Annotated in this window: 17 protein-coding genes; 5 read left to right on the forward strand and 12 right to left on the reverse strand. The window is 68.3% G+C overall.

Annotated features, from left to right (window positions below):
• The first annotated feature begins 80 nt into the window (after positions 1 to 80).
• Complete coding sequence (locus C1Y63_RS06500) at positions 81 to 1,433, forward strand: D-alanyl-D-alanine carboxypeptidase family protein (RefSeq protein WP_106015662.1); 1,353 nt, start codon at positions 81 to 83, stop codon at positions 1,431 to 1,433.
• A gap of 153 nt (positions 1,434 to 1,586) precedes the next feature.
• Here C1Y63_RS06500 and C1Y63_RS06505 read toward each other — a convergent pair whose 3' ends face one another.
• From C1Y63_RS06505 to C1Y63_RS06530, 6 genes are all read right to left on the reverse strand, one after another.
• Entirely contained in the window at positions 1,587 to 2,645 is a 1,059-nt protein-coding gene (locus C1Y63_RS06505; protein WP_106015663.1) for a YhjD/YihY/BrkB family envelope integrity protein, read from the reverse strand.
• Between the two features lie 328 nt (positions 2,646 to 2,973).
• Positions 2,974 to 4,044, reverse strand: a complete 1,071-nt coding sequence (gene trpS, locus C1Y63_RS06510) for a tryptophan--tRNA ligase (protein ID WP_106015664.1) — start codon at positions 4,042 to 4,044, stop codon at positions 2,974 to 2,976.
• 60 nt (positions 4,045 to 4,104) lie between these two features.
• Positions 4,105 to 4,767 (reverse strand): hypothetical protein, encoded by a 663-nt coding sequence (locus C1Y63_RS06515; RefSeq protein ID WP_106015665.1) that lies wholly within the window; start codon positions 4,765 to 4,767, stop codon positions 4,105 to 4,107.
• A gap of 297 nt (positions 4,768 to 5,064) precedes the next feature.
• Positions 5,065 to 6,957 (reverse strand): S8 family peptidase, encoded by a 1,893-nt coding sequence (locus tag C1Y63_RS06520; protein WP_158256105.1) that lies wholly within the window; start codon positions 6,955 to 6,957, stop codon positions 5,065 to 5,067.
• A gap of 1,331 nt (positions 6,958 to 8,288) precedes the next feature.
• Positions 8,289 to 9,209: an exodeoxyribonuclease III gene (locus C1Y63_RS06525; protein WP_106015667.1), complete on the reverse strand. Its 921-nt coding sequence runs from the start codon at positions 9,207 to 9,209 to the stop codon at positions 8,289 to 8,291.
• A gap of 277 nt (positions 9,210 to 9,486) precedes the next feature.
• A complete protein-coding gene (locus C1Y63_RS06530) occupies positions 9,487 to 10,704 on the reverse strand; it encodes an MFS transporter (RefSeq protein ID WP_233195619.1) in 1,218 nt (405 codons plus the stop codon).
• A 529-nt stretch (positions 10,705 to 11,233) separates the two neighbouring features.
• On the opposite strand from C1Y63_RS06530, the gene C1Y63_RS06535 reads away from it, so the two are divergent.
• Positions 11,234 to 13,450 carry an NADP-dependent isocitrate dehydrogenase gene (locus tag C1Y63_RS06535; RefSeq protein WP_106015668.1) on the forward strand — a complete coding sequence of 739 codons (2,217 nt, stop codon included), beginning with the start codon at positions 11,234 to 11,236 and terminating at the stop codon, positions 13,448 to 13,450.
• Positions 13,451 to 13,712: 262 nt separating this feature from the next.
• On the opposite strand, the gene C1Y63_RS06540 is transcribed toward C1Y63_RS06535, so the two are convergent.
• Positions 13,713 to 14,738 (reverse strand): zinc-dependent alcohol dehydrogenase family protein, encoded by a 1,026-nt coding sequence (locus C1Y63_RS06540; RefSeq protein ID WP_106015669.1) that lies wholly within the window; start codon positions 14,736 to 14,738, stop codon positions 13,713 to 13,715.
• 218 nt (positions 14,739 to 14,956) lie between these two features.
• Here C1Y63_RS06540 and C1Y63_RS06545 point away from each other — a divergent pair, with 218 nt between their 5' ends.
• The 3 genes from C1Y63_RS06545 (at position 14,957) to C1Y63_RS06555 (ending at position 18,872) form a co-directional block, all read left to right on the forward strand.
• Entirely contained in the window at positions 14,957 to 15,709 is a 753-nt protein-coding gene (locus C1Y63_RS06545; RefSeq protein ID WP_106015670.1) for a hypothetical protein, read from the forward strand.
• 318 nt (positions 15,710 to 16,027) lie between these two features.
• Positions 16,028 to 17,344 carry an O-acetylhomoserine/O-acetylserine sulfhydrylase gene (locus C1Y63_RS06550; protein WP_106015671.1) on the forward strand — a complete coding sequence of 439 codons (1,317 nt, stop codon included), beginning with the start codon at positions 16,028 to 16,030 and terminating at the stop codon, positions 17,342 to 17,344.
• A 973-nt stretch (positions 17,345 to 18,317) separates the two neighbouring features.
• Positions 18,318 to 18,872 (forward strand): YceI family protein, encoded by a 555-nt coding sequence (locus C1Y63_RS06555; RefSeq protein ID WP_233195620.1) that lies wholly within the window; start codon positions 18,318 to 18,320, stop codon positions 18,870 to 18,872.
• A gap of 320 nt (positions 18,873 to 19,192) precedes the next feature.
• Here C1Y63_RS06555 and C1Y63_RS06560 read toward each other — a convergent pair whose 3' ends face one another.
• The 5 genes from C1Y63_RS06560 to C1Y63_RS06580 form a co-directional block, all read right to left on the reverse strand.
• The gene (locus tag C1Y63_RS06560) at positions 19,193 to 20,116 is read right to left on the reverse strand and encodes an HtaA domain-containing protein (RefSeq protein ID WP_106015673.1); all 924 of its coding nucleotides are present in this window, start codon (positions 20,114 to 20,116) and stop codon (positions 19,193 to 19,195) included.
• Between the two features lie 327 nt (positions 20,117 to 20,443).
• Positions 20,444 to 20,911 carry a hypothetical protein gene (locus tag C1Y63_RS06565; RefSeq protein WP_106015674.1) on the reverse strand — a complete coding sequence of 156 codons (468 nt, stop codon included), beginning with the start codon at positions 20,909 to 20,911 and terminating at the stop codon, positions 20,444 to 20,446.
• A gap of 546 nt (positions 20,912 to 21,457) precedes the next feature.
• Positions 21,458 to 22,222 carry an HtaA domain-containing protein gene (locus tag C1Y63_RS06570; protein WP_106015675.1) on the reverse strand — a complete coding sequence of 255 codons (765 nt, stop codon included), beginning with the start codon at positions 22,220 to 22,222 and terminating at the stop codon, positions 21,458 to 21,460.
• 297 nt (positions 22,223 to 22,519) lie between these two features.
• Positions 22,520 to 23,422 carry a heme ABC transporter ATP-binding protein gene (locus tag C1Y63_RS06575; protein WP_106015676.1) on the reverse strand — a complete coding sequence of 301 codons (903 nt, stop codon included), beginning with the start codon at positions 23,420 to 23,422 and terminating at the stop codon, positions 22,520 to 22,522.
• Positions 23,422 to 24,525: an iron ABC transporter permease gene (locus C1Y63_RS06580; protein ID WP_106015677.1), complete on the reverse strand. Its 1,104-nt coding sequence runs from the start codon at positions 24,523 to 24,525 to the stop codon at positions 23,422 to 23,424. Before C1Y63_RS06580 ends, C1Y63_RS06575 begins: the two co-directional genes overlap by 1 nt.
• Positions 24,526 to 24,567 lie beyond the last annotated feature (42 nt).

Raw genomic sequence — 24,567 nt, forward strand, 5'->3', positions numbered from 1 at the left:
TGGGTGCCCAGAGAAGCTGACGCGGAAAGATTGCGAATTCATCACAATTGACATTCGTATGGGGAGTAGACTTACCGCCCATGCACACTCTGCCCCACGCCCCGACCCCGCCGACGCTGACTGCGGCGCGCCCCGCCGCGCGCCGGCTGGCCGGGTGGGCACTGTGCGCGGGCCTGGCCCTGCAAGCCGCACCGGCGGTGCTCGACACGCACGGCGGCAGCGCCACGGGCAGTGGGGTGTGGGCGTTGCCGCGGGCGGCGGCACTGGATCCGGCACCCCGCTCGGAGGCGCCGGATACCCGCGACTGCCCCCAGTCGCTCCTGCCGCCGGCACCGGTGGACACCTCCGAGGTGCCGCGGCCTGGCTCCACGAGCCCCGCGCCGCTGCCGATCCCGCAGGTGCGCACCGGCGGCCCGCAGCTGCAAAACGCCTGCGGCATCATCGCCGCCCCCGGTTTTCACACCCCGGAGGAATACACCGCGTCGTCGTTCATCGTGTTCGACATCGACTCCGGCGACATCATCGCCGCGAAGGATCCGCACGGCCGCTACCGGCCGGCCTCCATCATCAAGGTGCTGCTCGCGCTCACCGCGATCGAGGAACTCGACCCCGCCCGCGTTGTGCGGGTGTCTGCGGAATCCGCCGGGCAGGAAGGCTCCGCGGTGGGCTTAGGTGCGGGCGGCGAGTACACGGTCACGGATCTGCTGCACGGCCTGCTGTTGGCCAGCGGTAACGACGCGGCCCACGCGCTGGCGCAACTCCTCGGCGGGGATGAGGCCACCGTGAAGAAAGTCAACGAGCTCGCCCAGTCGCTCGGCACGCAGGACACCCGGGCGGCCTCCTATTCGGGCCTCGACGCCCCGGGGATGTCGACCTCTGCGTTTGATATGGCGCTCATCTACCGCCACGCCTGGATGAACCCGACGTTTGCCCGCATCGTCGCCACGGAGAAATACGACTTCCCCGGCTACGACGACCTGCCCGGCTATGAGCTGTGGAACGACAATGGCCTGTTGATGAACTACCCGGATTCCATCGGCGGCAAGACGGGCTACACCGATGATGCGAAGCACACCTTCGTCGGGGCGGTGGATCGTGGGGGCCGCCGCCTGGCGGCGGTGGTGCTCGACACGACTATTGATCGGGGGCGCGCCTGGGAGCAGGCGGGCCGCCTCATCGACGCCGGCTTCGCGACCCGCCCCGGCGCCAGTGTCGGCGTGGTCGAGCCGCTGGCGGTGGCAGGCGATGCTGAGGCCTCCGCTCGGCGCGCCCCCGGGGTGGCGGTCGCCCGCGACCCGGAGCCCGCCCACCGGATTCCGGTGTTCGCCTGGCTGCTGCCGGTGCTCATTGTGGTGGTCGCCGTGCCGGCGGCGGTGGTGAATCTGCGGCATGCCCGTCGCCGCCGCGCGGAGCGCGGTTCCTACGAAGCCTAAAAAGGGCCCGACGCCGACGGCCCCTCCCCCGGGCCACCCCTACCAGGCACCCAGTGTGTCGGTGAACCCCACACACACCACCGCCGCAGGCGCGCACAGATGAGCTGTGCAGGCCTGCGGCGGCGGTGTGTGGTGGTGGGGACCCCTGCGGGGCTACTTGCTGAGCTTGCGGCCCACAAGTGCGGCCACGGCACCCGCGGCGGCACCGATGCCCATCGCGGCCCCCGCGACGCGTTTCGTCGGTGCCGGGGTGACGTCGGCGCGGATCTGGATGACGGCCGGCTCCGGGGCCGGCAGCTGTGCTTCCGCCAGGGACTGCTTCGTGGTGGCCGCCCACGCGGAGCAGTACAACAGGATCCGCCAGATGAAGTACAACAGCACCATGACGCCGATGATGGGGCCGAAGGTCGCGCCCGCAGGGTTTTTCACCGCGGAGGAGAAAAACATGCTACCCAGCTGTTTGAAAGCTTCGAAGGCGACGGCACCGATGATGGCGGCCTGGGCGGCAGACTTCTTCGGCACGACCCCGCGCGGCAGGGACACAATGAGCCAAAAGAACACGATGTAGTTCGCCAGCAGACCGACAGCGATCGCCACGAGGCGGGTGAGCCACTCGATGCCGGGCACGTCGTCCAGGTGCGCCCAGGCGATGAGGTTGTCGGTGAGCCCGGAGGAACCGACGGCGGTGACACCGAAGGCGATGATCATCGCGACGAGGAGGCTGAGCAGTGCCAGCAGGTCGCGCAGCTTGTTCATGACGAAGTTGCCGCCGGTGGGGTCATATTTCCAGATTTTCGACACCCCGTAGCGCAGGTGGTTCATCCAGTTGAGTCCCGACCACAGCGCGGTGAGGGCACCGATGCCGGCCACCGCGCCACGCTGGTGGATGGCGGTGTCGATGACGGCGTTGACTTGGGTGCCAATGTCGCCGTCGATGTGCTCGGTGACGAGCTGCTGGAGGTCGGCGAGCGCTTCGGGGCGGGCGGCCAGCACGAAACCGGCGGCCGCGAACAGCAGCATGAGGATGGGGAACATCGACAGCACGGAGAAGTAGGTGATGCCGGCGGAGTATTGGTTGCCGCCCATGGTGGCGTAGCGTTCCTGCATCAGCATGAGGTGGTCGAACCAGCCCCACTTCTGGCGGTACTTCTCGATGAAGCCCGGCTCGTCGGAGCGTGCTCGTTCAATGCCGTACTCGTCGGTGCGGGACATACGCGGGATCAGAACTCCTTGGAAACAAACACCACACCCTCCACCGCATGGGCGGTCAAGGCAGCAGGCGCTGCCGCCCACGGCGCATGAGGTGCGCGGGTGGAGGTGTGGCGGGGTGTTGTCGGTCGACTCACAGAGTAACGACTCGCCTCACCCTGCCGCCACACCACCCCAAAAGATGGCTGCGCGCGGGACGCATCGAGGAGGATGCGGCCCGCGCGCAGGGATACTCCCCTGACGCAGCCATCACACTGCGGTGGCAGTGCCGTGACAATGTGGGAGCTGTCCGGGCACAGTGCGGGAACTGTCCGGGAACTGTGCGGTGTGCTTACACGGTGGGGCGCGGCAAGAAACCGACCCGGTCGTACACGTCCGCCAGGGTGCGGGAGGCGATCTCGCGGGCGCGCTCGGCGCCCCGGGCCAGCACTCGCTCCAGCTCCGCGGTGTCCGCCATGTACTCGTCGAAGGCGGACTTCAGCGGGGTGGTGAACGCCTCGAGCGCGTCGGCGGTATCCGTCTTCAGGGCACCGTAGCCCTGGCCCTCGTAGCCGGCGACCAGCTCATCGATGGAGGTGCCGGTGAGCGCCGACTGGATCACCAGCAGATTCGACACACCCGGCTTGGCGTCCTTGTCGTAGGCGATGACCCCATCGTTGTCGGTGACGGCGGACTTGATGCGCTTCGCGGACACCTTCGGGTCATCGAGCAGGTTAATGATGCCCTTCGGGTTCGAGCCCGACTTGCTCATCTTCGACGTCGGGTCCTGCAGGTCGTAAATCTTCGCCGCGCCCTGCGGGATGAACCCCTCGGGGACGACGAAGGTCTTCTTGTAGCGGGAGTTGAAACGCTCCGCGAGGTTGCGGGTCAGCTCAATGTGCTGCCGCTGGTCCTCCCCCACCGGCACGAGCTGCGGGCGGTAGAGCAAAATATCCGCCGCCATGAGCATGGGGTAGGCGAACAGGCCCGCGCCGGTGCGGTCGGCACCACGCTTGGCGGACTTGTCTTTGAACTGGGTCATGCGGGAGGCCTCACCGAAACCCGTCATGCAGGTGAGCACCCAGCCGAGTTCGGCGTGCTCCGGGACGTGCGACTGCACGAACAGGGTGGACTTCTCCGGGTCGATACCCAGCGCAAGCAGCTGGGCCACGCCCGCCAGGGTGCGGTGGCGCAGCTCCTTGGGGTCCTGGTCGACCGTGATGGCGTGGAGGTCCGGGATGAAGTAGAACGCGTCGTAGTCGTCCTGCAGGCCGATGAACTGCCGCACCGCACCCAGGTAGTTGCCCAGGTGGTAGGAGTCGCTGGTGGGCTGCAGGCCACTGACCACACGCTGCTTCGCGCGGGTGGTGTGCGCGGCAGAGGTGTCGGTGGCGGTCGTCGGGGTGCTGGCTTGGTCGCTCATGAGGGATAAGCATAGCCGCCGCCCACCGCGCGCACCCCACCCCGGCCGGGGCTGCCCGGGCTAGCCCGCGGTGCCCAGCAGCCCATCCGGGGCGACGTCGGCGACCGCCGGCACGCCCCGCAGGGCACCCATGAAGGCGTCTGCTTGGGCGCGGGTGAGCTGCTGGTCGGCGTGGGCGACGACATCCCCCACCCCGTTGATCCGGACGTCACTCAAGGTAATGCCGGCGGTGGCGGCGGCCTGGCGGACGGCGTCCACGGTGGGCTGGGGATTGTCCTCGTCACTGGGGTAGACGATGAACGAGGTGGCCGGGGCGCCCAGCCCATCGTCGGGTAGGGGGCCGGGGGCGTCCTCGCGGACGTGGGCGGTGTCCGCACCGGGCTGGGCGTCAGCCGCCGCGCCCGCAGGCGCCGCAGCATCGCCCGCAGGTGCCGTAGTCGCGGGAGTGTCAGATGCAGGCTGGGTCATGGTGGTCTCCGGGGCTGCCGGCGCGGCAGAGGTCTCTCCAGGGGTGGGCGCCACGGCGCTGGTGCTCGTGCTGCTGCTGGTCACAGCGGCCACCGCGCTCGTAGCCGCGGCCGTCGCAGTGGCGGCGGGGGTGCTGGTCGGGGTGCTCGGGGCATCGTTCGGACTGCAGGCCACCGTGGCCAGCAGCAGGCCGGTGCCGGCCAGGGCGGCCGCACGACGCTGGGCGGTGGTGCGTAAACGGATGGTGGTGGTCATCGTGGGCGCTCCTTGGGGTGGGGCGAGAAGGGAGGAATCAGGAATGAATCAAGAAATAAGCAAGAAATAAAGAACAGAAGAAGAGACGAGAAGAAAAGAGAAGAGAACAACAGCGACCGACGCTGAGCTCAGCATGTGGGGCGGGGTGGACGCGCTGTGCTGCGCCACCACCCGATGATGCAGCAGCGCCGCACCCCGCTGCACGGGGTGCAGGTCACGGGTGCGGCGCCGGTGGTATCACCACGCCCCCAGCGGCGTCACGGGTGGGCGCGCTGGGGCGGGTGGCGGTAGGGGTGCTTAGCGGAACCAGGAGTACACGTAGCGGACGGGGGTGTACACGTAGCGGTTGCCGCCGTAGCGGTAGAGGTACCAGTACGGGTCCCAGTAGCGGCGGTTGTAGTTCCGGCGCGGGTAGTACGGGTAGTAGGGGTTGCTGGGGTTGTAGTAGTACGGCGGGCGGTAGGCGCTCGTCGTGGTCGGCGGGGTCGTCACCGGCCGGGTGGTGGGTGCCGGGGTGGTGGTCTCCGGCTTGGTGGGCTCCGGCTGGGCGGGAGTGGTGGTGGGTTCCGCCGTGGGCGTCGGCTGCGCGGTCGGCCGATCCGGGGTGGGCTCCGCGGTGGGCTTTGCGGTGGGCTTTGCCGGGGTGGGCTCCGCGGTCGGGGTGGCCTCGCTGGTGGTGGGCTTCGGGTTGACGGTGGCGTCCTCGCCGAGGGCGACCTGGACGGCGCGTTCGGCGTTGATGAGGCCGGCGCCGCAGCCGCCGTTGCAGTGGCCGGGCAGTTCGCGGGCGGTCTCGGTGAGGATGCGTTCGATGTCGTCGTGGCGCAGGGCCGGGTCAGCCTCGTGGAGGAGGGCCGCGACACCGGCGACGAGCGGGGTGGCCATGGAGGTGCCCTGCATGGTGCCGTAGGAGGCGGTGCCGGGGGTGGTGCGGCCGGTGTTCAGGGTCGACAGGATGGTGTCGCCGACGCTGCGGTCGCCGCCCGGGGCGGCCAGGTCGACGACGTCGCCGTAGTTGGAGTAGTAGGCCTTGGAGCCGGTCTCGCCGGTGGCGGCGACGGTGATGACGTTGTTGCAGGAGGCGGGCTGGTAGGCGCCGGCGTTGCGGTTGTCGTTGCCGGCGGCAGCCACGACGGTCGCGCCGTAGGCGACGGCCTTGTCGATGGCCTTCTGGTAGGTGCGGGAGCACTGGCCGCGGCCGCCGAGGCTCATGTTGATGACGTCGGCGGGGTGCGGGTTATCCGGCACGCCGGGGACGTGGCCGCCGGCGGCCCACACGACAGCGTCCGCGATGTCGGAGAGGCTGCCGCCGCACTTGCCGAGGGCGCGCACGGGGATGATCTGCGCGTCGGGGGCCACGCCGACCACGCCTTCGTTGTTGTCGCCGATGGCGGCGATGGTGCCGGCGACGTGGGTGCCGTGCCAGGAGGAGTCGGCGTTCTGGTCCTTGCCGCACTCGCCGCGACGGAACCAGTCACCCTCGTCGGTGGGGTCGGAGTCGCGGCCGCTGCCGTCGCGGGAGACCCGCGGGTCGGAGATGAAGTCGTAGCCGGGCAGGACGTGGGCGTCCAGGTCCGGGTGGGGCAGGATACCGGAGTCGACGATGGCGACGACCTGGCCGTCGCCGCTGACCCCGTAGTCCCAGGCGCGGTCGACGCGGGCGCCGTCCTCGGCGTGGAAGCCCCACAGCTTGTCCCAGTAGGTGTCGTTGGTTTCCGCGATGGTGAGGGTGACGTCGGGCTCGATGTACTCGACGTTGTCGCCCTGGGCGAGGTCTTCCATGAACTCGCGGGCTTCCTTCTCCGACAGCTTCTTGTCGGTGGAGACCACAATGTCGCCCGTCGCGGTGGAGCTCACGTCCTCGGCGGTGACGTTGTTGTTTTCCTCCGCGGCCTCGAGGACGTCCTCGAGGGTGCCCTCGGGGTCGGTCTCGGCGCGGGGTGCGGCCTCGTCCTTGACGGCGACGATGAAGCGGTCGACGCCTTGGTTCTTCTTCGGCTCAGTGCTGTGGGCAGCCAGGTTGGCTTCCGCGTGGGCGGTATCCACGCCCGGGGCGTCGGCGGCCAGCGCCTGGTGGGCGGCCGGCAGCGCAGTCAGGGACGCGCCAGTCGCCAGCGCCGCCACCAGGGCGGCGACGCGCGTGCGGCGGCGGGCGCCGCGCGCCTGCGCCGTAGAGGTCATCGAGGTCATCGAAGGCCTTTCCATAGTCGGTGACAAACCCCGCCACGAAAACCACGCGGCGCACCACCCGCACCCATCCCCCGGCACCCGCCCGCAGGCGGCGCGTCGGCGCGGCCCCAAGGGGGACAGGAAGAGATGGACATGGACACAGTGAGCCCGCGCGGGGCGGGGAGGGACATCACGCACGAACACACCCACGGGGGACGCGCACGCCGAGAGGTGTGCACGCCACAGAACAAGAGGGGTGCTCGTGCGGGGAGACGAGAAGAGAAAACACGCTCTCCAGCACCACGGACGCACGACCACCACGCATCACGCTGATGGGGACGCTCAGCCCGGGGCACCGGGTGAAGACCCTCGTCACGTACCCACACACCGGGACAGGGCACACACCACACAGGATGGATGCTGCCGGCACACGCGCCGCGCGCCTTCTCGGAGAAGGCTGCCGCGGGTTGCGGTGGGTAGACGACGAGGAACTCCTCCCGCCGAGGACGCTCACCATGCCGCGCACCACGCACCGCGCACGTGAGGAATGACGGGGGTGGATGTGCGGGGCGTTCGTGATGCGCGGCGGGGCATAAAATGCCCGCGGACGCACGCCCCCGCACGGCCCCTCGTCAGGACTGTGGGCGGGTGCCGTGGAGCAAAGCGCAGGTCTGAAAGAGACCTAGCGCACTGTGGGTGACGACGCCGGATGCACGAGATGTGCAGCCGTTCATGCACCCAACGGCATGAGCCTCACAGATATTACTCAGGTAGTTCTCCCCGAACCACCGCCCCGACCTGCACTACCCCCGCCCCGCGCAGCCCGCGCGCGACGCCGACTGCGACACGCTGCACAGATGCTGCAACGGGGCCCAAAAATTACTCCCCCACCCCTACACCAGCAGCGACATACATCACACACGACATTTCACCCAAACGGGTGAGAGTTCTCGCCCGTCCGCGCAGCGGGCATGCGCTGGGACTCTCAGGAAATTCTTAAGCGCAGGATGGTCACAAATGGGTCACAAATAAACCACAAACGGAAATCGATGCGGGTGAGGTTCTCCGAATTGCTGCCATAGAGCAAGCCACGCAATCCCCCACCCTCTTCACCGCGACGACGCATCTTATGAATCGCCTCACAGCGGCCGTCGCCTACCCCCGCGCACGGGCCCACCCCTGCCACACGCGGCCGACAACTCCCCCACACGTGCGCCGCCGACCGCACACACCACCGCCCCGACGGGCACGGTCGCAGGACCATACCGGCCGGGGCGGGGGCGAACACCACGTCCACACGATCCACAGGCGGGAAACCGCGCAGACAACAAGGGACGAGAGGCGACGAGATCTTAGAAGTCGTAGGCGACGATGAGCGGCGAGTGATCCGACCACCGCAAGTCGTAGGCTTCAGCCTTGGCAACCCGGGAGGACTCCACCTTCTCGAGCAACCCCTTCGTCACCGCCTGGTAGTCAATCCGCCACCCGGCGTTCGTGTCGAAGGCCTGCCCCCGGTAGGTCCACCAGGTGTACGGGCCGTCGCCCTCCGGCTGAAGCCTCCGCGCCACATCGAACCACTTCGGCTCCACCGCAGCCGCGCGGGCACGGGCGATCTCCGTGGGCACATAGTCCACCGCACCGAGGAACTCACCGCCGGTGATCTGCGGGGCATCCTCAGGGAAGGTGCCGAAGACAGAATCCATGAACACCCGCTCATCGGCGAGGAAGCCGGACTTCTTCATGTTCGCCTTATCGTTTTTCAGGTCCTCCCGGCGGTGGCAAATGTTCCAGTCACCGGCCACCACCATGAGGGGGTGCTCCTCAGCGAGGCGATCCAGGTGCGGGCCAAAAGAATCGAGGAAGGCATACTTCTCGTCCTGCTTGTCCGTACCTGCGGACCCGGAGGGCAAATAGAGGCTCGCGACGACGAGACCTTCCGCGGGACCCTCATCGATGGTGGCCTGGATGAAACGGCCCGCATCCTCAAAGCCCTCAATACCGATGCGCACATCCCGCAGAGCGTGCCGCGACAAGATGCCAACACCCGCACGCCCCTTCGCCGCCGCCTCAGCGCCGACGTAATGCCAGCCCTCCTCCAGCAGCGGGGCCAGGGCCGCACGGGTCTGGGTGTCGTTGGCGCGCACCTCCTGCATGAGGACCACGTCCTGCGGGTCCTCCTCCAACCACTGCAGCATCCCCCGGTTGGTCTCGCTGCGGTGCTTGACCGCAGCCCGGATCCCGTTGACATTGACGCTCGCGACGTGAAAAGACATGTCCCCCAGGCTACCGGCTGAACCGCCCGCCGCCACCAGCAGACAACACAGCTCGTGATGACTGCGATAGCAGCAACCCATGCCGCCACCGCAGCCTCACCCGCGCAGCAAAAACCGCACCCGGCCCAGGTGGGCGGGGTGCGGTGCGCAGGATTGTAGCTGTGCGAGGCTCATCCGCGCAGGCCGCGGGGCGGCGATGCGCCGTGCCTGCAGGATGGTGGGGCCAGCGCCCCGATGCAGCGCCCCGATGCAAGGCCCCGGTGCAGTGTCCCCGGGGTTACGCCTCGGCGGGGGCTACGGTGGCTGCGGCGCGGGTGGCGCTGCGGCGGCGGACCAGGGCGCTGGGCACGAACACGCAGATCGCGGTGGCGGCCATCGCGGCGCCCGCCAGGGCCGGGGCCTGGTAGCCGAAGCCGTGGGCGATGACAGCGCCACCGAGGGCGGCACCCCCAGCGTTGGCGAGGTTGAGCGCCGAGTGGTTGAGTGCTGCGGCCAGTGTTTGGGCGTCACCAGCGGTGTCCATGAGCCGGATCTGGAGGCTCGGGATGAGGGTAGAGCCAAACATGCCGATGAGCCCGAAGTTGAGGGTGCCGAGGATCGCGTTGCTGGAGGTGAAGTAGAACCCGACGAGCATGAGGGCGATCATCGCGAGGCTAAAAATAATGGCGCGTTCGACGTTGATGTCGGCGAGCCGGCCGCCGACACCGTTGCCGATGAGCATGCCGATGCCGTAGGCCATGAGCACGATCCACATGAGGCTCTCCGGGAGGTGGGCGTGGTCGGTCATGGTCCAGGAAATGTAGGTGTAGACGGCGAACATGCCGCCGAAGCCCACCACGCCGGTCAGCAGCGTGAGCAGCACCTGGGGGCGGGTGAAGGCGGAGAGTTCCGTCATGGGGCTGGTGGGCTTCATGCGGGTCATGTGCGGCATGAGCAGCACCAGAGCGGCCAGCGTGGCGACACCGATGACGGTGACGATGACGTAGGCCCACTGCCACCCGAAGGCGGCGCCAAGGGCCTGGGCGGCGGGCACGCCGGCGACGGTCGCGATGGCGAAGCCATAGCCGAGGAAGGCGATGGCGCGGCCGCGCTTGCCGTCGGCAACCATGCTGGCGGCGGCCAGCCCGGAGACGGAGAAGTAGGCGCCGTGCGGCAGACCAGCGAGGAAGCGGGCGCCCAGCAGCAGGTGGTAGCTGCCCGCCAGGGCACTGAGCCCATTGCCGGCGACGAACGCCGCCATGAGAATGATGAGCAGCCGGCGGCGCGGAATGTGGCCGGTGAGGACGGCGACGAGCGGGGCGCCGATGACCACGCCCATGGCGTAGGCGGCGATGATGCCGCCGGCCTGGTCCTCCGAGATGTGGAAGTCGCCGGCGATCATCGACAGCAGGCCCATGGAGACGAACTCAGTAATGCCGATACCAAAGCCGCCGAGCGCGAGCGCCAGCATGACGATCGTGCGGCGGGTGTCGCTGATCTCCGTCTGGCGGGGCACCCGGGGGCGGGGTGCCGTTCCCGCCGGGTCACCGGAGCCGCCGGCGGTCGGCGGGGTGTCGACGACGACGCGGGCGCGGCCCTGCGGGGGCGTCTGCGCGCTGCGGGCGGGGGTGCTGTTGGGCGGTACTGCTGAATGATCCACCCGGGCAGGCTACTCCCCCAACAGCGGTTTCGTAAACGCCACACCTGCGGCAACCGGGGATGCCCGGTTGTGGGCACCCGCAGGCAGCCATGCACCCCCGCAGCAGCGGCAGCACCACCACGGCGCGACGCGTTGAGGTATGGCTCGCCAACGCGCCGCCGTGAGGGGCGTGAGTTCCCCATCGGGGGTGGCGCGCGACCGGCAGGGCGGGGGCAACCACGGGGGCAGGCGAGGGAGAAAACCGCAGGTCAGCGGGCAAGGTCAGGCTTGCCGTCATGGTCGGCCGGTATGCAGTCTTTGTCACATGGCACCCCTTTATGGCGCACGCGGGAGACTGTCCGGGTATTCTGAATGGCCGTATATCCAACCACCTTTGGGAGTTGTTTTGGCCAAGATTATCTACACCCGCACTGACGAGGCTCCGCTTCTCGCCACCTACTCGCTCAAGCCGATCGTGGAGGCTTTCGCCTCCACCGCCGGCATTGCCGTCGAGACCCGCGACATTTCGCTGGCCGGCCGCATCCTGAGCCAGTTCCCGGACTACCTGGCAGAGGATCAGAAGGTCGCCGACGCTCTTGCCGAGCTGGGCGAGCTGGCCAAGACCCCGGACGCCAACATCATCAAGCTGCCGAACATTTCGGCCTCCGTCCCGCAGCTCAAGGCCGCGATCGCTGAGCTGCAGGCCCAGGGCTTCGCACTGCCGGATTACCCGGATGCGCCGGCCACCGATGAGGAGCGCGACATCCGCGCCCGCTACGACGCCGTCAAGGGTTCCGCCGTCAACCCGGTGCTGCGTGAGGGTAACTCCGACCGCCGCGCCCCCATCGCGGTGAAGAACTTCGCGAAGGCCCACCCGCACCGCATGGGTGCCTGGACTGCTGATTCCAAGACCAACGTGGCCACCATGTCGGACGACGACTTCCGCCACAACGAGCAGTCCGTCATCATGCCGGCCGACGACACCCTCACCATCACCCTGGTCGGTGCCGACGGCTCCGAGACCGTCCTCAAGGACGGTCTCAAGGTCCTGGCCGGCGAGGTCGTGGACTCCACCGTCATGCGTGCGGCAGCCCTCGACGAGTTCCTCGCCGCCCAGGTGGCCCGCGCCAAGGAGGAGGGTGTGCTGTTCTCCACCCACCTCAAGGCCACCATGATGAAGGTCTCCGACCCGATCATCTTCGGCCACGTCGTCCGCGCCTTCTTCGCCGACGTCTACGCCCAGTACGGTGAGCAGCTGCTCGCCGCCGGCCTCAACGGCGAAAACGGCCTGGCTGCCGTGTACGCCGGCCTCGAGGACCTCGACAACGGCGCCGAGATCAAGGCTGCTTTCGACAAGGCTCTCGCCGAGGGCCCGGCCGTGGCGATGGTGAACTCCGACAAGGGCATCACCAACCTGCACGTCCCCTCCGACGTCATCGTCGACGCCTCCATGCCGGCCATGATCCGCACCTCCGGCCACATGTGGAACGCCGCCGGTGAGGAGCAGGACACCCTCGCCGTGCTGCCGGACTCCTCCTACGCTGGCGTGTACCAGACCGTCATCGAGGACTGCCGCGCCAACGGCGCGTTCGACCCGGCCACCATGGGCACCGTGCCGAACGTGGGCCTCATGGCGCAGAAGGCTGAGGAGTACGGCTCCCACGACAAGACCTTCAAGATCCCGGCCGATGGTGTCGTCAAGGTCACCAACGCCGCCGGCGAGACCCTCATGGAGCACCAGGTTGCCGCCGGCGACATCTGGCGCGCCTGCCAGGCCAAGGACGCCCCGATCCGCGATTGGGTGAAGCTGGCCGTCACCCGCGCCCGCCTGTCCGGCATGCCGGCCGTGTTCTGGCTCGACCCGGAGCGCGCCCACGACCGCAACCTCATCACCCTCGTGGAGAAGTACCTCCCGGAGCACGACACCGAGGGCCTGGACATCCGCATCATGTCCCCGGTGGAGGCCACCCAGTTCTCCATCGACCGCATCCGCCGTGGCGAGGACACCATCTCCGTCACCGGTAACGTGCTGCGCGACTACCTGACCGACCTGTTCCCGATCCTCGAGCTCGGCACCTCTGCCAAGATGCTCTCCGTCGTGCCGCTCATGGCCGGCGGCGGCCTCTTCGAGACCGGTGCGGGCGGCTCCGCCCCGAAGCACGTGCAGCAGCTGGTGGAGGAAAACCACCTCCGCTGGGATTCCCTCGGCGAGTTCCTCGCCCTGGGCGAGTCGCTGCGCCACTTCGCCAACACCGACGGCAACGCCCGCGCCGCCGTCCTGGCGGACGCCCTCGACCGCGCCACCGAGCGCCTGCTCAACGACGGCAAGTCCCCGTCCCGCAAGGCCGGCGAGATCGACAACCGTGGCTCCCACTTCTACCTCGCCACCTACTGGGCCGATGAGCTCGCCCAGCAGACCGAGGACGCGGAGCTGGCGGCCGTGTTTGCCCCCGTCGCCGCGGAGCTCAACAGCAACGCCGACGCCATTGCCGCGGAGCTGCTCGCCGTGCAGGGTTCCGCCGTGGACCTCGGCGGCTACTACAGCCCGGACGATGCGAAGGCTGCGGCTGCGATGCGCCCGTCTGCGAAGTTCAACGAGATCATCGACGGCCTGAAGAAGTAACCCTTCTTCTATCCGCCCCACTCGCCGGGGCACACCCCCGGCGTGACAACACCCCCGGTTCGCACCACATCACGCTGCGGGCCGGGGGTGTTGGCGTTCGCAAGGGCGCGCAGCAGCGCACGACGCGGCGGTAGCCGCCACGAGCAGCCGGACAGATCGTCGGGCCGCCCAGTCTCTCAGGGGCGGGGCATCCCTGCACCTGACGCTGTGAGCGCAGCGGCCGCAGCGGGCGCTTGGGGCGCTGTGTGCGTGCGCGGGGGGTTTAGGGCAGCAGCATCGCCTTGATGGCGGTGCGCTCATCCATGGCGCGGTAGGCCTCGGCCGCATCGTCAAGGCTCACGGTGAGGTCGAAGACCTTGCCCGGGTTGATCGCGTTCGCGTAGATGAGGTCGATGAGCGTCGGCAGGTAGCGGCGCACCGGGGCCGGCCCGCCGTGGAGGTGCAGCTCGGAGAAAAACAGCTTCCCCATGTCGAGGCTGCCGCCGTGGGGAACACCGACGAAGCCGACGTAGCCGCCGGGGCGGGTGGCAGCCATGGCCTGCTGCATAGCGGATTCGGTGCCCACGCACTCGGCGGTGCCGTGCGCGCCCAAGCCCTCGGTGAGGGCCTTGAGCTCTGCTACGCCTTCGTCACCGCGGGTGGTGATGATGTCGGTGGCACCGAACTCGCGGGCCAGGGCGGCACGGTCGGGGTGGGAGGAAAACGCGATAATGCGCTCCGCGCCGAGCTGCTTCGCCGCCAACACCGCGCACAAGCCGACGGCGCCGTCGCCGACAACGGCGATCGTGGCCCCGGGCTTCGCGCCCGCCGCGTCGGCGGCGAACCACCCGGTGCCCAGCACGTCACTGGCCGCCAGCAAGGAGGCGAGTTGTTCCTCGGTGGGGCGGCCCGGGGTGGCCACCAGGGTGCCGTCGGCCAGCGGGATGCGGGCATATTCTGCCTGGGTGCCGCCCACAGCGCTGGTAAAGCCACCATTCGGGCAGCGGCTCTGATACCCCGCCTGGCAGATCTCGCACTCGCCGCAGGAGTAGCAGAACGAGCCGACCACGATGTCGCCCGGGGCGACGGTGCGCACCGCGTCGCCGACCTCCACGACTTCGCCGACGTACTCGTGGCCCATGTCAGCATCCACGGGATCGGACCCAATCCCCCGGTAGGGCCACAGGTCGGAGCCGCACACGCAGGTGGCGATGATTTTGATGATGGCGTCCCGGGGGTCTTCCAGGACGGGCATGGGGCGCTCCCCGATGGAGACCACGCCGGGACGGTTCATGATGACTGCTCGCATGAGCAGACAGTGTACGCCCGCACACCCCACAGGGGACTGTCTCTTCACGCACTCCCCGCACGCGGGCACGCCCCTCGCGCTGCCCCACTCATCGCGCTGCCCCGCCGCTCGGGCTGGGCACCAGCACCTGCATCAGGATCAGCACTCGCTCCCGCTCCGTGCCCGTGCCCGTACCCGTACCCGCCGGGGTGGGGGCGTGCCCTTTTAGAATGTGGGGCATGATGTTCTCGCGCCGTGCCCGCACCACCGCCTTGTCCTGCGCACTGTCGGGTGTACTGCTTCAGGGGGTGGGCCTCCCTGCCGCCTGGGCTTACGATGTTGTCCCCGATGCGGATGCCGCTGTGTGCCGGGTGGATCCGCGGCAAAAAGACTCGGCGGTGAGCCAATTCTGGACGCAGCTGCGCCAGGATGCGGTTGCCCAAAGGCTCGACGAGATGGATGCGGCCGACCCGGGGCTCAAGCAAGCGATTGAGGACTACGACCTCGACCGGCCGGGGGCGAGCCTGCCCGGGGAGTTGCAGGAGCGCATCGCCGCCACCGGCACCTCTGAGGGGTTGGGCATGTTCATCCCCCACCGCACCCAGGCCGAGGACGGTATCGGCGACCAGGCGGGCGATAAGACGACCTACACCCCGACCGAAGCGCGGGCGGCTGCGCGCGCCATCGGCGATCATCCGGCGAACGCCCCGCAGGATGCCCTCGACACCCAAGCCCGGACCTCGCATTTGCGGCTCGATGAGATCACGGCAGACATCTTCCGGCAGCGTCACGCCGAATACGAGGGCACCCAGTTTGCGCTGCGGGACGCGTTGAACTCCTGCGCCGACGAGGTGGAGGACGCCACCCGGCCGGCCCTGTGGCAGACCCCGCAAGGGATGCTGCTCATCGGGGGCATCGTGGTCGCGCTCGGGGTGCTGGCGCGGGTGGTGTACAACGTCCGCCGCCCCAGCCGGCACGCCCGCCGCAGCTAAGCAGGACCCTGCCGGCGTACAGCACAACCTCTTTCCTTGTGGCGCGCGCTGTTGTGGCGCGGGTGCGCCGGCACGCGTTGCGGGCCCACTACCCCCACACAGGGGGAGTTATGAACCAAGCTGTCTAAATTTTTTTGATGTCTTGAGCTGCGGCGATGCCATTTTTCTAGACTAAGCGGTTTGCGCTAGACCAAGCTGTCCATTACTGTCGTGCAGCAACGCCATGAAGGCCTGCGGGGCGCACCCTATCCGCCCCTCAAGATTCTTCACAGCGTCTTTCTCTCACACATCCCCTCTTCTTTGATTAGGACAGCAACCATGCCGAAGTACGACAACTCCAACGCCGCCGACTGGGGCCTCGAGACCCGCGCCATCCACGCGGGCCAGCCCGTCGATTCCGACACCGGCGCCCGCAACCTCCCGATCTACCTCACTTCTTCCTACGTGTTCGACTCCGCGGAGCACGCGAAGCAGCGCTTCGCCCTGGAGGATTTAGGTCCGGTGTACTCCCGCCTGACGAACCCGACGGTGGAGGCCGTGGAGAACCGCATTTGTTCCCTCGAGGGCGGCGTCCACGCCGTGTTGTTTGCGTCCGGGATGGCTGCGGAGACCGCCGCGATCCTCAACCTGGCGAAGGCGGGCGATCACATCGTGTCCTCCCCGCGCCTCTACGGCGGCACGGAGACGCTGTTCGCGGTGACGTTGGCGCGCCTGGGCATTGAGACCACCTTCGTCGACAACCCCGACGACCCGGCCTCCTGGCAGGCTGCGGTGCAGGACAACACGGTCGCCTTCTACGGGGAGACCTTCGCCAACCCGCAGGCCGACGTGCTGGATATCCCCGCCGTCGCGGAGGTCGCCCACGCCAACCAGGTGCCGCTCATCGTGGACAACACCCTGGCCACGGCCGCCCTGGTGCGGCCCCTGGAGTTGGGTGCGGATATTGTGGTGGCCTCGGTGACGAAGTTCTACACGGGCAACGGCTCCGGGCTGGGCGGCATCCTCGTCGACGGCGGCTCCTTCGACTGGACTGTGGAACGCAACGGCAAGCCGGTGTTCCCCGACTTCGTTACCCCGGACCCGGCGTACCACGGCCTCAAGTACGCCGACCTGGGCCCGGCGGCCTTCGGCCTGAAGGCCCGGGTGGGTTTGCTGCGCGACACCGGCGCCGCCCCCTCCCCCTTCAACGCGTGGGTGACCGCCCAGGGCCTGGATACGTTGAGCCTCCGCGTGGAGCGCCACAACACCAACGCCCGCCAGGTCGCCGAGTTCTTGGCGAACCACCCCAAGGTGACTCGCGTGAACTACGCCGGGCTGCCGGACTCCCCGTGGTACGCCACCAAGGAGAAGCTGGGCCTGACCCACACCGGCAGCGTGTTCTCCTTCGACATTGCCGGCGGCAAGGAGGAAGCCTGGGCGTTCATTGATGCCCTCAAGCTGTTCTCCAACCTGGCGAACGTCGGCGACGTGCGCTCCCTCGTGGTGCACCCGGCAACGACGACCCACTCCCAGTCGGATGAGCACGGCCTGGCGCGCGCTGGCATTAACCAGTCGACGATCCGCCTGTCGATCGGCATTGAGAACATCGAGGACATCCTCGCCGACCTGCGCGCCGGCTTCGACGCCATCAGCTAACGCGCCCCTCCCTTCCTCCTTTCTCTTCTTTCTCTTCTCTTTTCTCTTCTTCCACCTCCTCCTGACACACACTCCGTCCGCAGCGCTGCGCACCCGCCCGGCTTCCCGCCACCGTGGTGCATGTGCGTTGCGGGCGGAGTGTTCGCGTTGTCCAGGTGGTTGGCAGGGTGCCGGAGCGTGCCGATTCCGGGTAGTTGGTAGCGATCCGGGTAGGGCCGGTCCGGGTAGTTGGTAGCGGTCATTCCGGCGAGTTGGTAGCGCTCGCGGCCGCCACGGCGTGTGGGCCATCAGCTGCAGGAATGCCACGCGGGGACACCCCTACCAGGTACCCGGAATCGTGCGTGGGGCGCGCACCAGGGCGGGGCATGCCACGGCGGGCGCTACCACCTGTGCGACGCACGCGTCCGATCCCACCGGCGGCGGCAGGAATATCGGGTGCCGATATGCCGGGAGGTACCCGCACCCAGCGCATGGAACCCACCACCTGCATGTGAGCAGGGTCATACGCACTTTTTTCCACGCTTCTCGACAGCACCCCTTCCTGGAGACAACCTGTGAATGAATGACGCGTCCCCCATCTGAGCTGCGGTAGCGCCCCTGCAGCGCTCAAGCGCTCCCAGGCGACTGTCAGGAAAGGCGGCAGCGGCCCCACAGGATAGGTGCGCGCACACCTAAACGGATTTTAAGTGACGCGTCCCCGTTAGCTACGGTGGTGGGCAGACTCCACGGCCATGCCCTGCCGCACCGCTGGAGACACCCGCGACTCCCCCGCGACTCGCACCCAATGAATCTGACCTCCCCAACGAAGGACACCACCATGACTTCCTCCCGCACGTTCCTCCGCCCCGCCCTCGCCGCCACCGCAGCACTCACCGCCTTCGCACTCGTGGCCTGCGGCAGCGACAGCGCCTCCAGCACCGACGGCTCCACCGCCGCCGCCGGCAGCAGCGCGGCCGCCGTCGCCCAGGGCGAGGTGCCCGCCGACGTCGCCGGCGACTACACCCTCGACAACGCCCATTCCGAGGTCGGCTTCGTCGTCAAGCACGCCATGGTCTCCAAGGTGCGCGGCCACTTCAACGAGTTCGACGCCGGCTTCACCCTGGACAAGGACGGCTCCGGCAGCGTCAAGGCCACCATCAAGACCGCCTCCGTCGACACCGACAACGACGAGCGTGACGAGCACGTGCGCTCCGACGACTTCTTCGCCTCCGAGAAGTACCCGGACATGACCTTCGTCGCTGACTTCTCCGTGCCGGGCGCATCCTCCGTCGACGACCTCGACGGCACCACCTTCCCCGTCACCGGCGACCTCACCCTCAAGGGCGTGACCAAGAAGGTCACCCTCGACGTCACCGTCGACGGCGCCGCCACCGGCCCGGAGGGCGAAACCCGCCTCGGCTTCACCGCCACCGGCAAGCTCAACCGCACCGACTTCGGCGTCGACTTCAACGCCCCGCTGGAGTCCGGCGGCCTGCTGCTCAGCGAGGACATCACCCTCGAGATCGAAGGCTCCGCCGTCAAGAAGTAACCACCATCCGCGGGGTAGCACACCGCCCCCGCGACATGGAATCCCCCAGACTTTTCTCTTCTTCCCCCTCCCCCTCATCCGAGGCACCGCCGCCGGCTCTGAGAGGTTTTTCACGCACTGCCCCACGGGCGGGGCACGCGACAGCCGCATCACGCTCGTCAGCCATCGGCACGCGTCCCCCGCTTCCGTGGGGGCTTTGTCGTACCCGCCCGCAGGAGCACGCCAACGCCCCACCCTGCGCGCCGCGGGCGCGCGAGGGTGGGGCGTGGATGATGGCGTGCGCGCACGGCGCGCACGAGCGTGTTTTCGGCTGGGCGCGCTTAGCGCGGCAGGAGGTTTTGCAGCTCCGCGGGCAGCGGCGGCAGCTGCGGCAGCACGCTCGGCTTCACAATGCCCATGGCGACCATCGCATTCGTCAGGGCTGCCAGGCCCACACCGGCTGCCACCAACCCCAGCAGCAGGCCACTGAACGGGGACTGTGCTTCCCCGGAGCCGAGGGAGCCCTCGGCGCGCTGCTCGGCGGAGAAGTCGAAGAAGCCCGGCTCCCGCTGGGGATCCTGCTCGGACTGCTCGGGCAGCACGCAGTCGCCCGCGTTGGTGACCCGCAGGACCGCCTCGGCAAGTTCCTCGCCCGCCCTGTACTGCCCGGAGGACAGCTTGGTGATCTCCTCGGTGGCGACCGTCTTCATGGTGACAGACTGGGCGGCCGCAGCCTTGGCCACGGGCGCATCAAAGGTCACCTTCGCCAGCACCGCATCCGTGGCGGTCGCGCCCTGGTCCTTGCCCGCGCCATCCTTCCCCTTGACGACATAGGACCCGAGCAGTTCGCCCGCGTTGTCCTTAGTGACCTTCACCTTGAGGTTCTTCACGGTGACATCCATGTCGCCACCGTGGCCCTGCAGGTGAAGGCTGCCGCCAAAGTCGAGTTCCGTCCCCGGGGTGTTCCAGTAGGCGCCCGCGCCGGAGGTCGCCGGGTAGGTGGCCGGGCCGAACGGGGCGTTAAAGGTTGCACCCTCGCCGGCGGTGACGGTGCCCTGGGCGATCAGGCCCTGCACGTAGGAGATGTAGCTGTCCTTAATGTTCCACTTGAGCGCCACCGGGGTAGTGGTGATCTGGGCAGCATCCGTGCAGCCCTTCGGCGCCTCCGCAGCAACGGCGGCGGGCGCGCTCAGAGCAGCAGCCCCCAGGGAGACAGACAGGGCCAAGGCGGCGGGGGCCAGACGGCGAGAACGGACAGACAGCATGGGCACAAACTCCTTGAACAACGCCCCTTTACGCACCAGCGCACCACACAACACTTCACGAAGCGTGCACGCCAGCGGGGGACGAAGAAGATAGCAAGAGAAACAAGGTCAAGCGGCGACAGAGCCACACCCGAGAAGGGTGCGACAGCAGTCGTGTTCCCACTGTAGTGGGAAAAGCACACCCCCGTCAGCACATCCGCGCACCCCGCATGCAGAACACCCCCGCCGCCCCACCGCAACAGCGGTCGGGGACAACGGGGGTGTCGAGTACACATGCCGCGCGCAGCGGCGGGTGTGGTGGCCGAAGAAGTCGGCCGGGGAAGAACCTTAGGCCGGGAACTTCGGAACCAGACCCTGGGTGACGGCCCACTGGTACAGGCCACCCAGAGCAGCAGCAACGACGGCCAGGATGGCGAGGATGCCCAGGACGCCCGGCTTCTTGTTGGAGGAGAACTGGTTGTCGATGTTGATGGAGGAGCCCGGAGCCTGGGAGGGGTTAGCAGCCTTGGAAGCGTTGGCGGAGGAACCCTGGTCGTTGGAGCCCGGAGCCTTGGAAGCAGCAGCGGAGCCCTGGTCAGCGCTGTTGGCGGCGGAAGCCGGAGCGGCCGGCTTTGCAGCGGAGGAGGAGGCCGGAGCCTTGCCGGTCAGGCGGTCGATGGAACCGGTGACCTGGTTCTGCAGCTTGTCGAAGGAGCCAGCGGAGGCGTCCTCAGCGAAAGCCGGGCCGGCGAACAGTGCGCCACCCAGAGCGGCAGCAGCAACGGCGGTAGAAACGCGTGCGAAGCGACGAGTCATGAAAAAACTCCTAGAGTTTGTTGTTCTTGGGTAAGTGCCTCATCGCCACTGGCTCGCGCCGCACTAATTCGGTGCGGCCCACCAGGTGTTGGCGGTGAAGCGTGGGGCGCGTGCGCGCGTCCACTGTCTCTATGGTCGCCCGCCGCAACGCAAGCGTTACGGTGAGATAGACCACAGCATCGCGGGCTGGTGCGCGATGCAGTCACATCGCATCGTGTTCGACGCACAGGGTGATGAAGAAGAGCAGGTGGTTTACCCAGGAACGGCAGGCGTTGCACTGTTGTGACACCACGGGAAGCTCACAATTCACTGTAGGTCGCCCCACGAGTGACGAATGATGCGTATGCGACTGGTTCCAACCTAAGCACCCCAGGTATGCCTGTCAAGGAAAAATATTCAGCGCCCCCGAAACCACCCCCACGGACCACCCCCACACACGACAACGGGCCCGGGCCTCCCCGACGGGGGGAAGGCACCGGGCCCGGGAGAAGCCAGCGGCTTTGAGCGTCCAGCTCCAGGCGCTGGCGCGGGGTCGCTCGCTACTGCTTAGCGGGGTGCGGGCAGCAGACCCTGGGAGACTGCCCACTGGAAAGCACCAGCCAGGACAGCGCCGAGGATGGCCAGCACGCCGAGGATCGGCAGCAGGCCGTTGGAGGAACCGTCGCCACCACCAGTGTTGTCGCTGGTGCCCTTGGCCTCACCGAAGCCGCAGCCGGTGGCCTTGATCTCCACCGGAGCCATCTCCTTGCCTGCGGGGTACGGCAGCGCAGCCTTCGCAGCAGACTCGACGTAGGTCGCTGCAGCGCTCACCCCGGCAGCAGCAGAGGCGTCGTCAAAGGCCTTGTCGAACTTCAGGGAGACAACCTCGCCGGAGCCTTCCACCATGTCGCCGACGGTGGTCGCACCGGTGCGCGGCTTGGACGCGAAGTCGATGCTGACCTTGCCTGCGGTGCGGTTGTTGTCGACGTCGACACGCAGGTTCTTCACCGTGGTGTCCATAACGCCACCGTGTCCGGTGGCGTGGTAGCCGCCGGCGGTCACGATGGTCATCTTGCCGCCCTTGGTGGCAGCCAAGGTCTTCTCACCGTCGATCGGGAAGGTGATCGTGTCGCCGACCTCGACGCCGTCGAAGGTCTCGACCTTCACATCATCGCGCTTGGTGAGGTAACCGACGTAGGACTTCGTCACCTTCCAGGACACGGTGCCGGAGCACTCAGTGGCAGCGTCGGCGGCGAACGCCTGCGGGGCAGCTGCGCCCGCGAGGGCGAGGACACTGGCGGCAGCCAGGGTGCGGGTCAAACGAGAGGTCATAAAAGAAACACTCCAATGTGTTCACAAAGGGCCGGGTGCACCCCCACCGGGGGATGGCTGTGCGGATGAGAGCACGCATCGTAGCGGGGGCATGTGGGCCTAGTCTCCACGACGGCACCCCGCAAAGTCAAGCGTTGCCTAAGTGGCATATCCCACTGTGTGTGAGCGTGACAAAACACTCATCGGTGTGCACCCTTCGGCGCCGGCGCGCCTCCAGGGCGCCGACTTTCCCGGCGCGCTCAGCACAATCTGCGATGTGAGCGCGCCCGCGGCCCCTCCCCCACCGGCTCCACTGCGCTACTGACCTGCCGGGGCGAAGCCGGCGTGCAAGCCCGCGGTGTGCTCCCGGGAGACGTGGCCGCGGGCCGGCAGCACGTGGACGCGGGTGGTGCCATCCGCGTCGGTCGTGGTGGCGACCTCGATGGGCCAGCCGTAGACGGTGCTCAGTGTCTCGGAGGTGTACACCTCGGCCACGGGCCCCTGGGCGACGATGCCGCCCTGCCCGAGGCACACAATGTCGTCGCAGTAGCTGGCCGCTGCGGTGAGGTCGTGGAGCACCACCACAACGGTGGCGCCGGCGCGCGCCATGGCGCGCATGAGTCCGAGCGCTTGCTCCTGGTGCCCGATGTCGAGGGCCGCCGTCGGCTCGTCGAGGAACACCACAGGCGTTTGCTGCGCCAGCACCCGGGCCAAGGCGACGCGGGCCCGCTCCCCGCCAGACAGGGTCATCACGTCCCGGTCGGCAAGGTGGGCTACCTCCGTGGCGTGCATGGCTGCCGCGACGACCTGGTCGTCGTGGGCGGCGCGCTCATCCCCCGCCCAGGGGCGGCGGCCCATGTCGACGACGTCGCGCACGAGGAACGCGAAGCTCACGCCGACGTCCTGCAGCATGACCGCACGGGTGCGGGCCAGCTGCTTCGGGGAGGTGGCGTACGGGTCAACGCCCGCGAGCCGCACCTGCCCCGCCGCGGGCGGGTTATCGCCCGCCAACGCCGCCAACAGGGTGGACTTGCCGGCACCATTGGGTCCGATGAGGCCCACAACACGGCCCCGCCGGGCAGTAAAGCTCACGTCCTGCAGCAGCAGGCGCTCCCCGGCGCGGACGGCGAGGTGGTCGACCACGACGACGTCGGTGGCGTCCGCAGCGGACTGCCCGGCGGGTGCGGGGTGCGCGGGGGCGTGGGAGTTGTGGTCCACCATCAGGCGTGGGTTCCTTTCCGCATCATGCGGCGCAGCAGCACGAAGAACGTCGGGCCGCCCACCAGGGCCGTGAAAATACCGATCGGCAGATCCGCGTACGGGATCACCGTGCGTGCCGCGATATCCGCCAGCCCGATGAGCACCGCCCCCGACAGGGCACTGGCCGGCAGCAGCACCGTGTTGCTGGGGCCGGTGATCCCCCGCAGCAGGTGCGGCACGATGAGGCCGACGAAGCCAATGAGGCCCGCATAGGCCACCGCACCGGCAGTGAGCAGGGTGGCCGCGCCGATCGCCAGGATCCGCAGCCTGGGCACGTGGATGCCGATGTGGCCGGCGGCCCGCTCCCCGAGGGCCAACACATCCAACCGGCCCCCGAGAGTAAAACTCACAGCGCAGCCGACAACGACGATGGGAACGACGACGGCGACGTGCTTCCACTGGGTGCCGTTGAGCGACCCCATCTGCCAGAAGATGATCTGCTCCCGGGAGGTCGTCGGCGCCAGGTACACGAGGAAGGAGATGAGCGCGGCACACACCGCATTGATCGCGATGCCCGTGAGGATGAGGTTGACGACTTGGACTCGCCCACCGAAGCGGGCCATGCGGTACACGGCGGCGGTGACCACCACCGCGGAGACGAACGCCACCGCCGGCACCGTGGAGGCACCCAGCACACTCCAGCCGAAGACGATCGCCAACGCCGCGCCCACGCCCGCGCCACTGGTCACCCCGATGACGGAGGGCTCCGCCAAGGGGTTGGCGAACACCGCCTGCATGAGCGCGCCCGCCACCCCGAGTGCCGCCCCCACAACGAGGCCGAGCAGCAAACGCGGCAGGCGAATGTTCCACACCACGGAGTGCGCAATCTTCGCCGCGCCGGCGGGCAGCTGTGCGTCAGGCCCGATGGTCACCAGGTGCAGCAGTTCCCGGGCGGGCAGCTGGTATTGCCCGAGCAGGATACTGGCCAGGCACGTGCCGACGAGCAGCACCGCCAGCACCACGAAGAGCACCACCCGGCGGGTGGCGCGGCGGCGGAACACCTCCGTGTCCACGGCTGCGTGCGGGGTTGCGGGTGCGCCTGCGGCGCGGGCGGGTGCGCTCATAGGGGGTTTTCTTTCCACGAGGGGTGACACACAATCAACAAC

Origin of the sequence: Corynebacterium sp. 13CS0277 (assembly GCF_002994655.1) — a bacterium.
GTDB lineage: Bacteria > Actinomycetota > Actinomycetes > Mycobacteriales > Mycobacteriaceae > Corynebacterium.

Excerpts from the sequence above, each read along its gene's own strand:
- C1Y63_RS06500 (WP_106015662.1), top strand. The coding sequence starts at position 81 with ATGCACACTCTGCCCCACGCCCCGACCCCGCCGACGCTGACTGCGGCG.
- C1Y63_RS06505 (WP_106015663.1), bottom strand. The coding sequence starts at position 2,645 with ATGTCCCGCACCGACGAGTACGGCATTGAACGAGCACGCTCCGACGAG.
- trpS (WP_106015664.1), bottom strand. The coding sequence starts at position 4,044 with ATGAGCGACCAAGCCAGCACCCCGACGACCGCCACCGACACCTCTGCC.
- C1Y63_RS06515 (WP_106015665.1), bottom strand. The coding sequence starts at position 4,767 with ATGACCACCACCATCCGTTTACGCACCACCGCCCAGCGTCGTGCGGCC.
- C1Y63_RS06520 (WP_158256105.1), bottom strand. The coding sequence starts at position 6,957 with ATGACCTCGATGACCTCTACGGCGCAGGCGCGCGGCGCCCGCCGCCGC.
- C1Y63_RS06525 (WP_106015667.1), bottom strand. The coding sequence starts at position 9,209 with ATGTCTTTTCACGTCGCGAGCGTCAATGTCAACGGGATCCGGGCTGCG.
- C1Y63_RS06540 (WP_106015669.1), bottom strand. The coding sequence starts at position 14,738 with ATGCGAGCAGTCATCATGAACCGTCCCGGCGTGGTCTCCATCGGGGAG.
- C1Y63_RS06545 (WP_106015670.1), top strand. The coding sequence starts at position 14,957 with ATGATGTTCTCGCGCCGTGCCCGCACCACCGCCTTGTCCTGCGCACTG.
- C1Y63_RS06550 (WP_106015671.1), top strand. The coding sequence starts at position 16,028 with ATGCCGAAGTACGACAACTCCAACGCCGCCGACTGGGGCCTCGAGACC.
- C1Y63_RS06560 (WP_106015673.1), bottom strand. The coding sequence starts at position 20,116 with ATGCTGTCTGTCCGTTCTCGCCGTCTGGCCCCCGCCGCCTTGGCCCTG.
- C1Y63_RS06565 (WP_106015674.1), bottom strand. The coding sequence starts at position 20,911 with ATGACTCGTCGCTTCGCACGCGTTTCTACCGCCGTTGCTGCTGCCGCT.
- C1Y63_RS06570 (WP_106015675.1), bottom strand. The coding sequence starts at position 22,222 with ATGACCTCTCGTTTGACCCGCACCCTGGCTGCCGCCAGTGTCCTCGCC.
- C1Y63_RS06575 (WP_106015676.1), bottom strand. The coding sequence starts at position 23,422 with ATGGTGGACCACAACTCCCACGCCCCCGCGCACCCCGCACCCGCCGGG.
- C1Y63_RS06580 (WP_106015677.1), bottom strand. The coding sequence starts at position 24,525 with ATGAGCGCACCCGCCCGCGCCGCAGGCGCACCCGCAACCCCGCACGCA.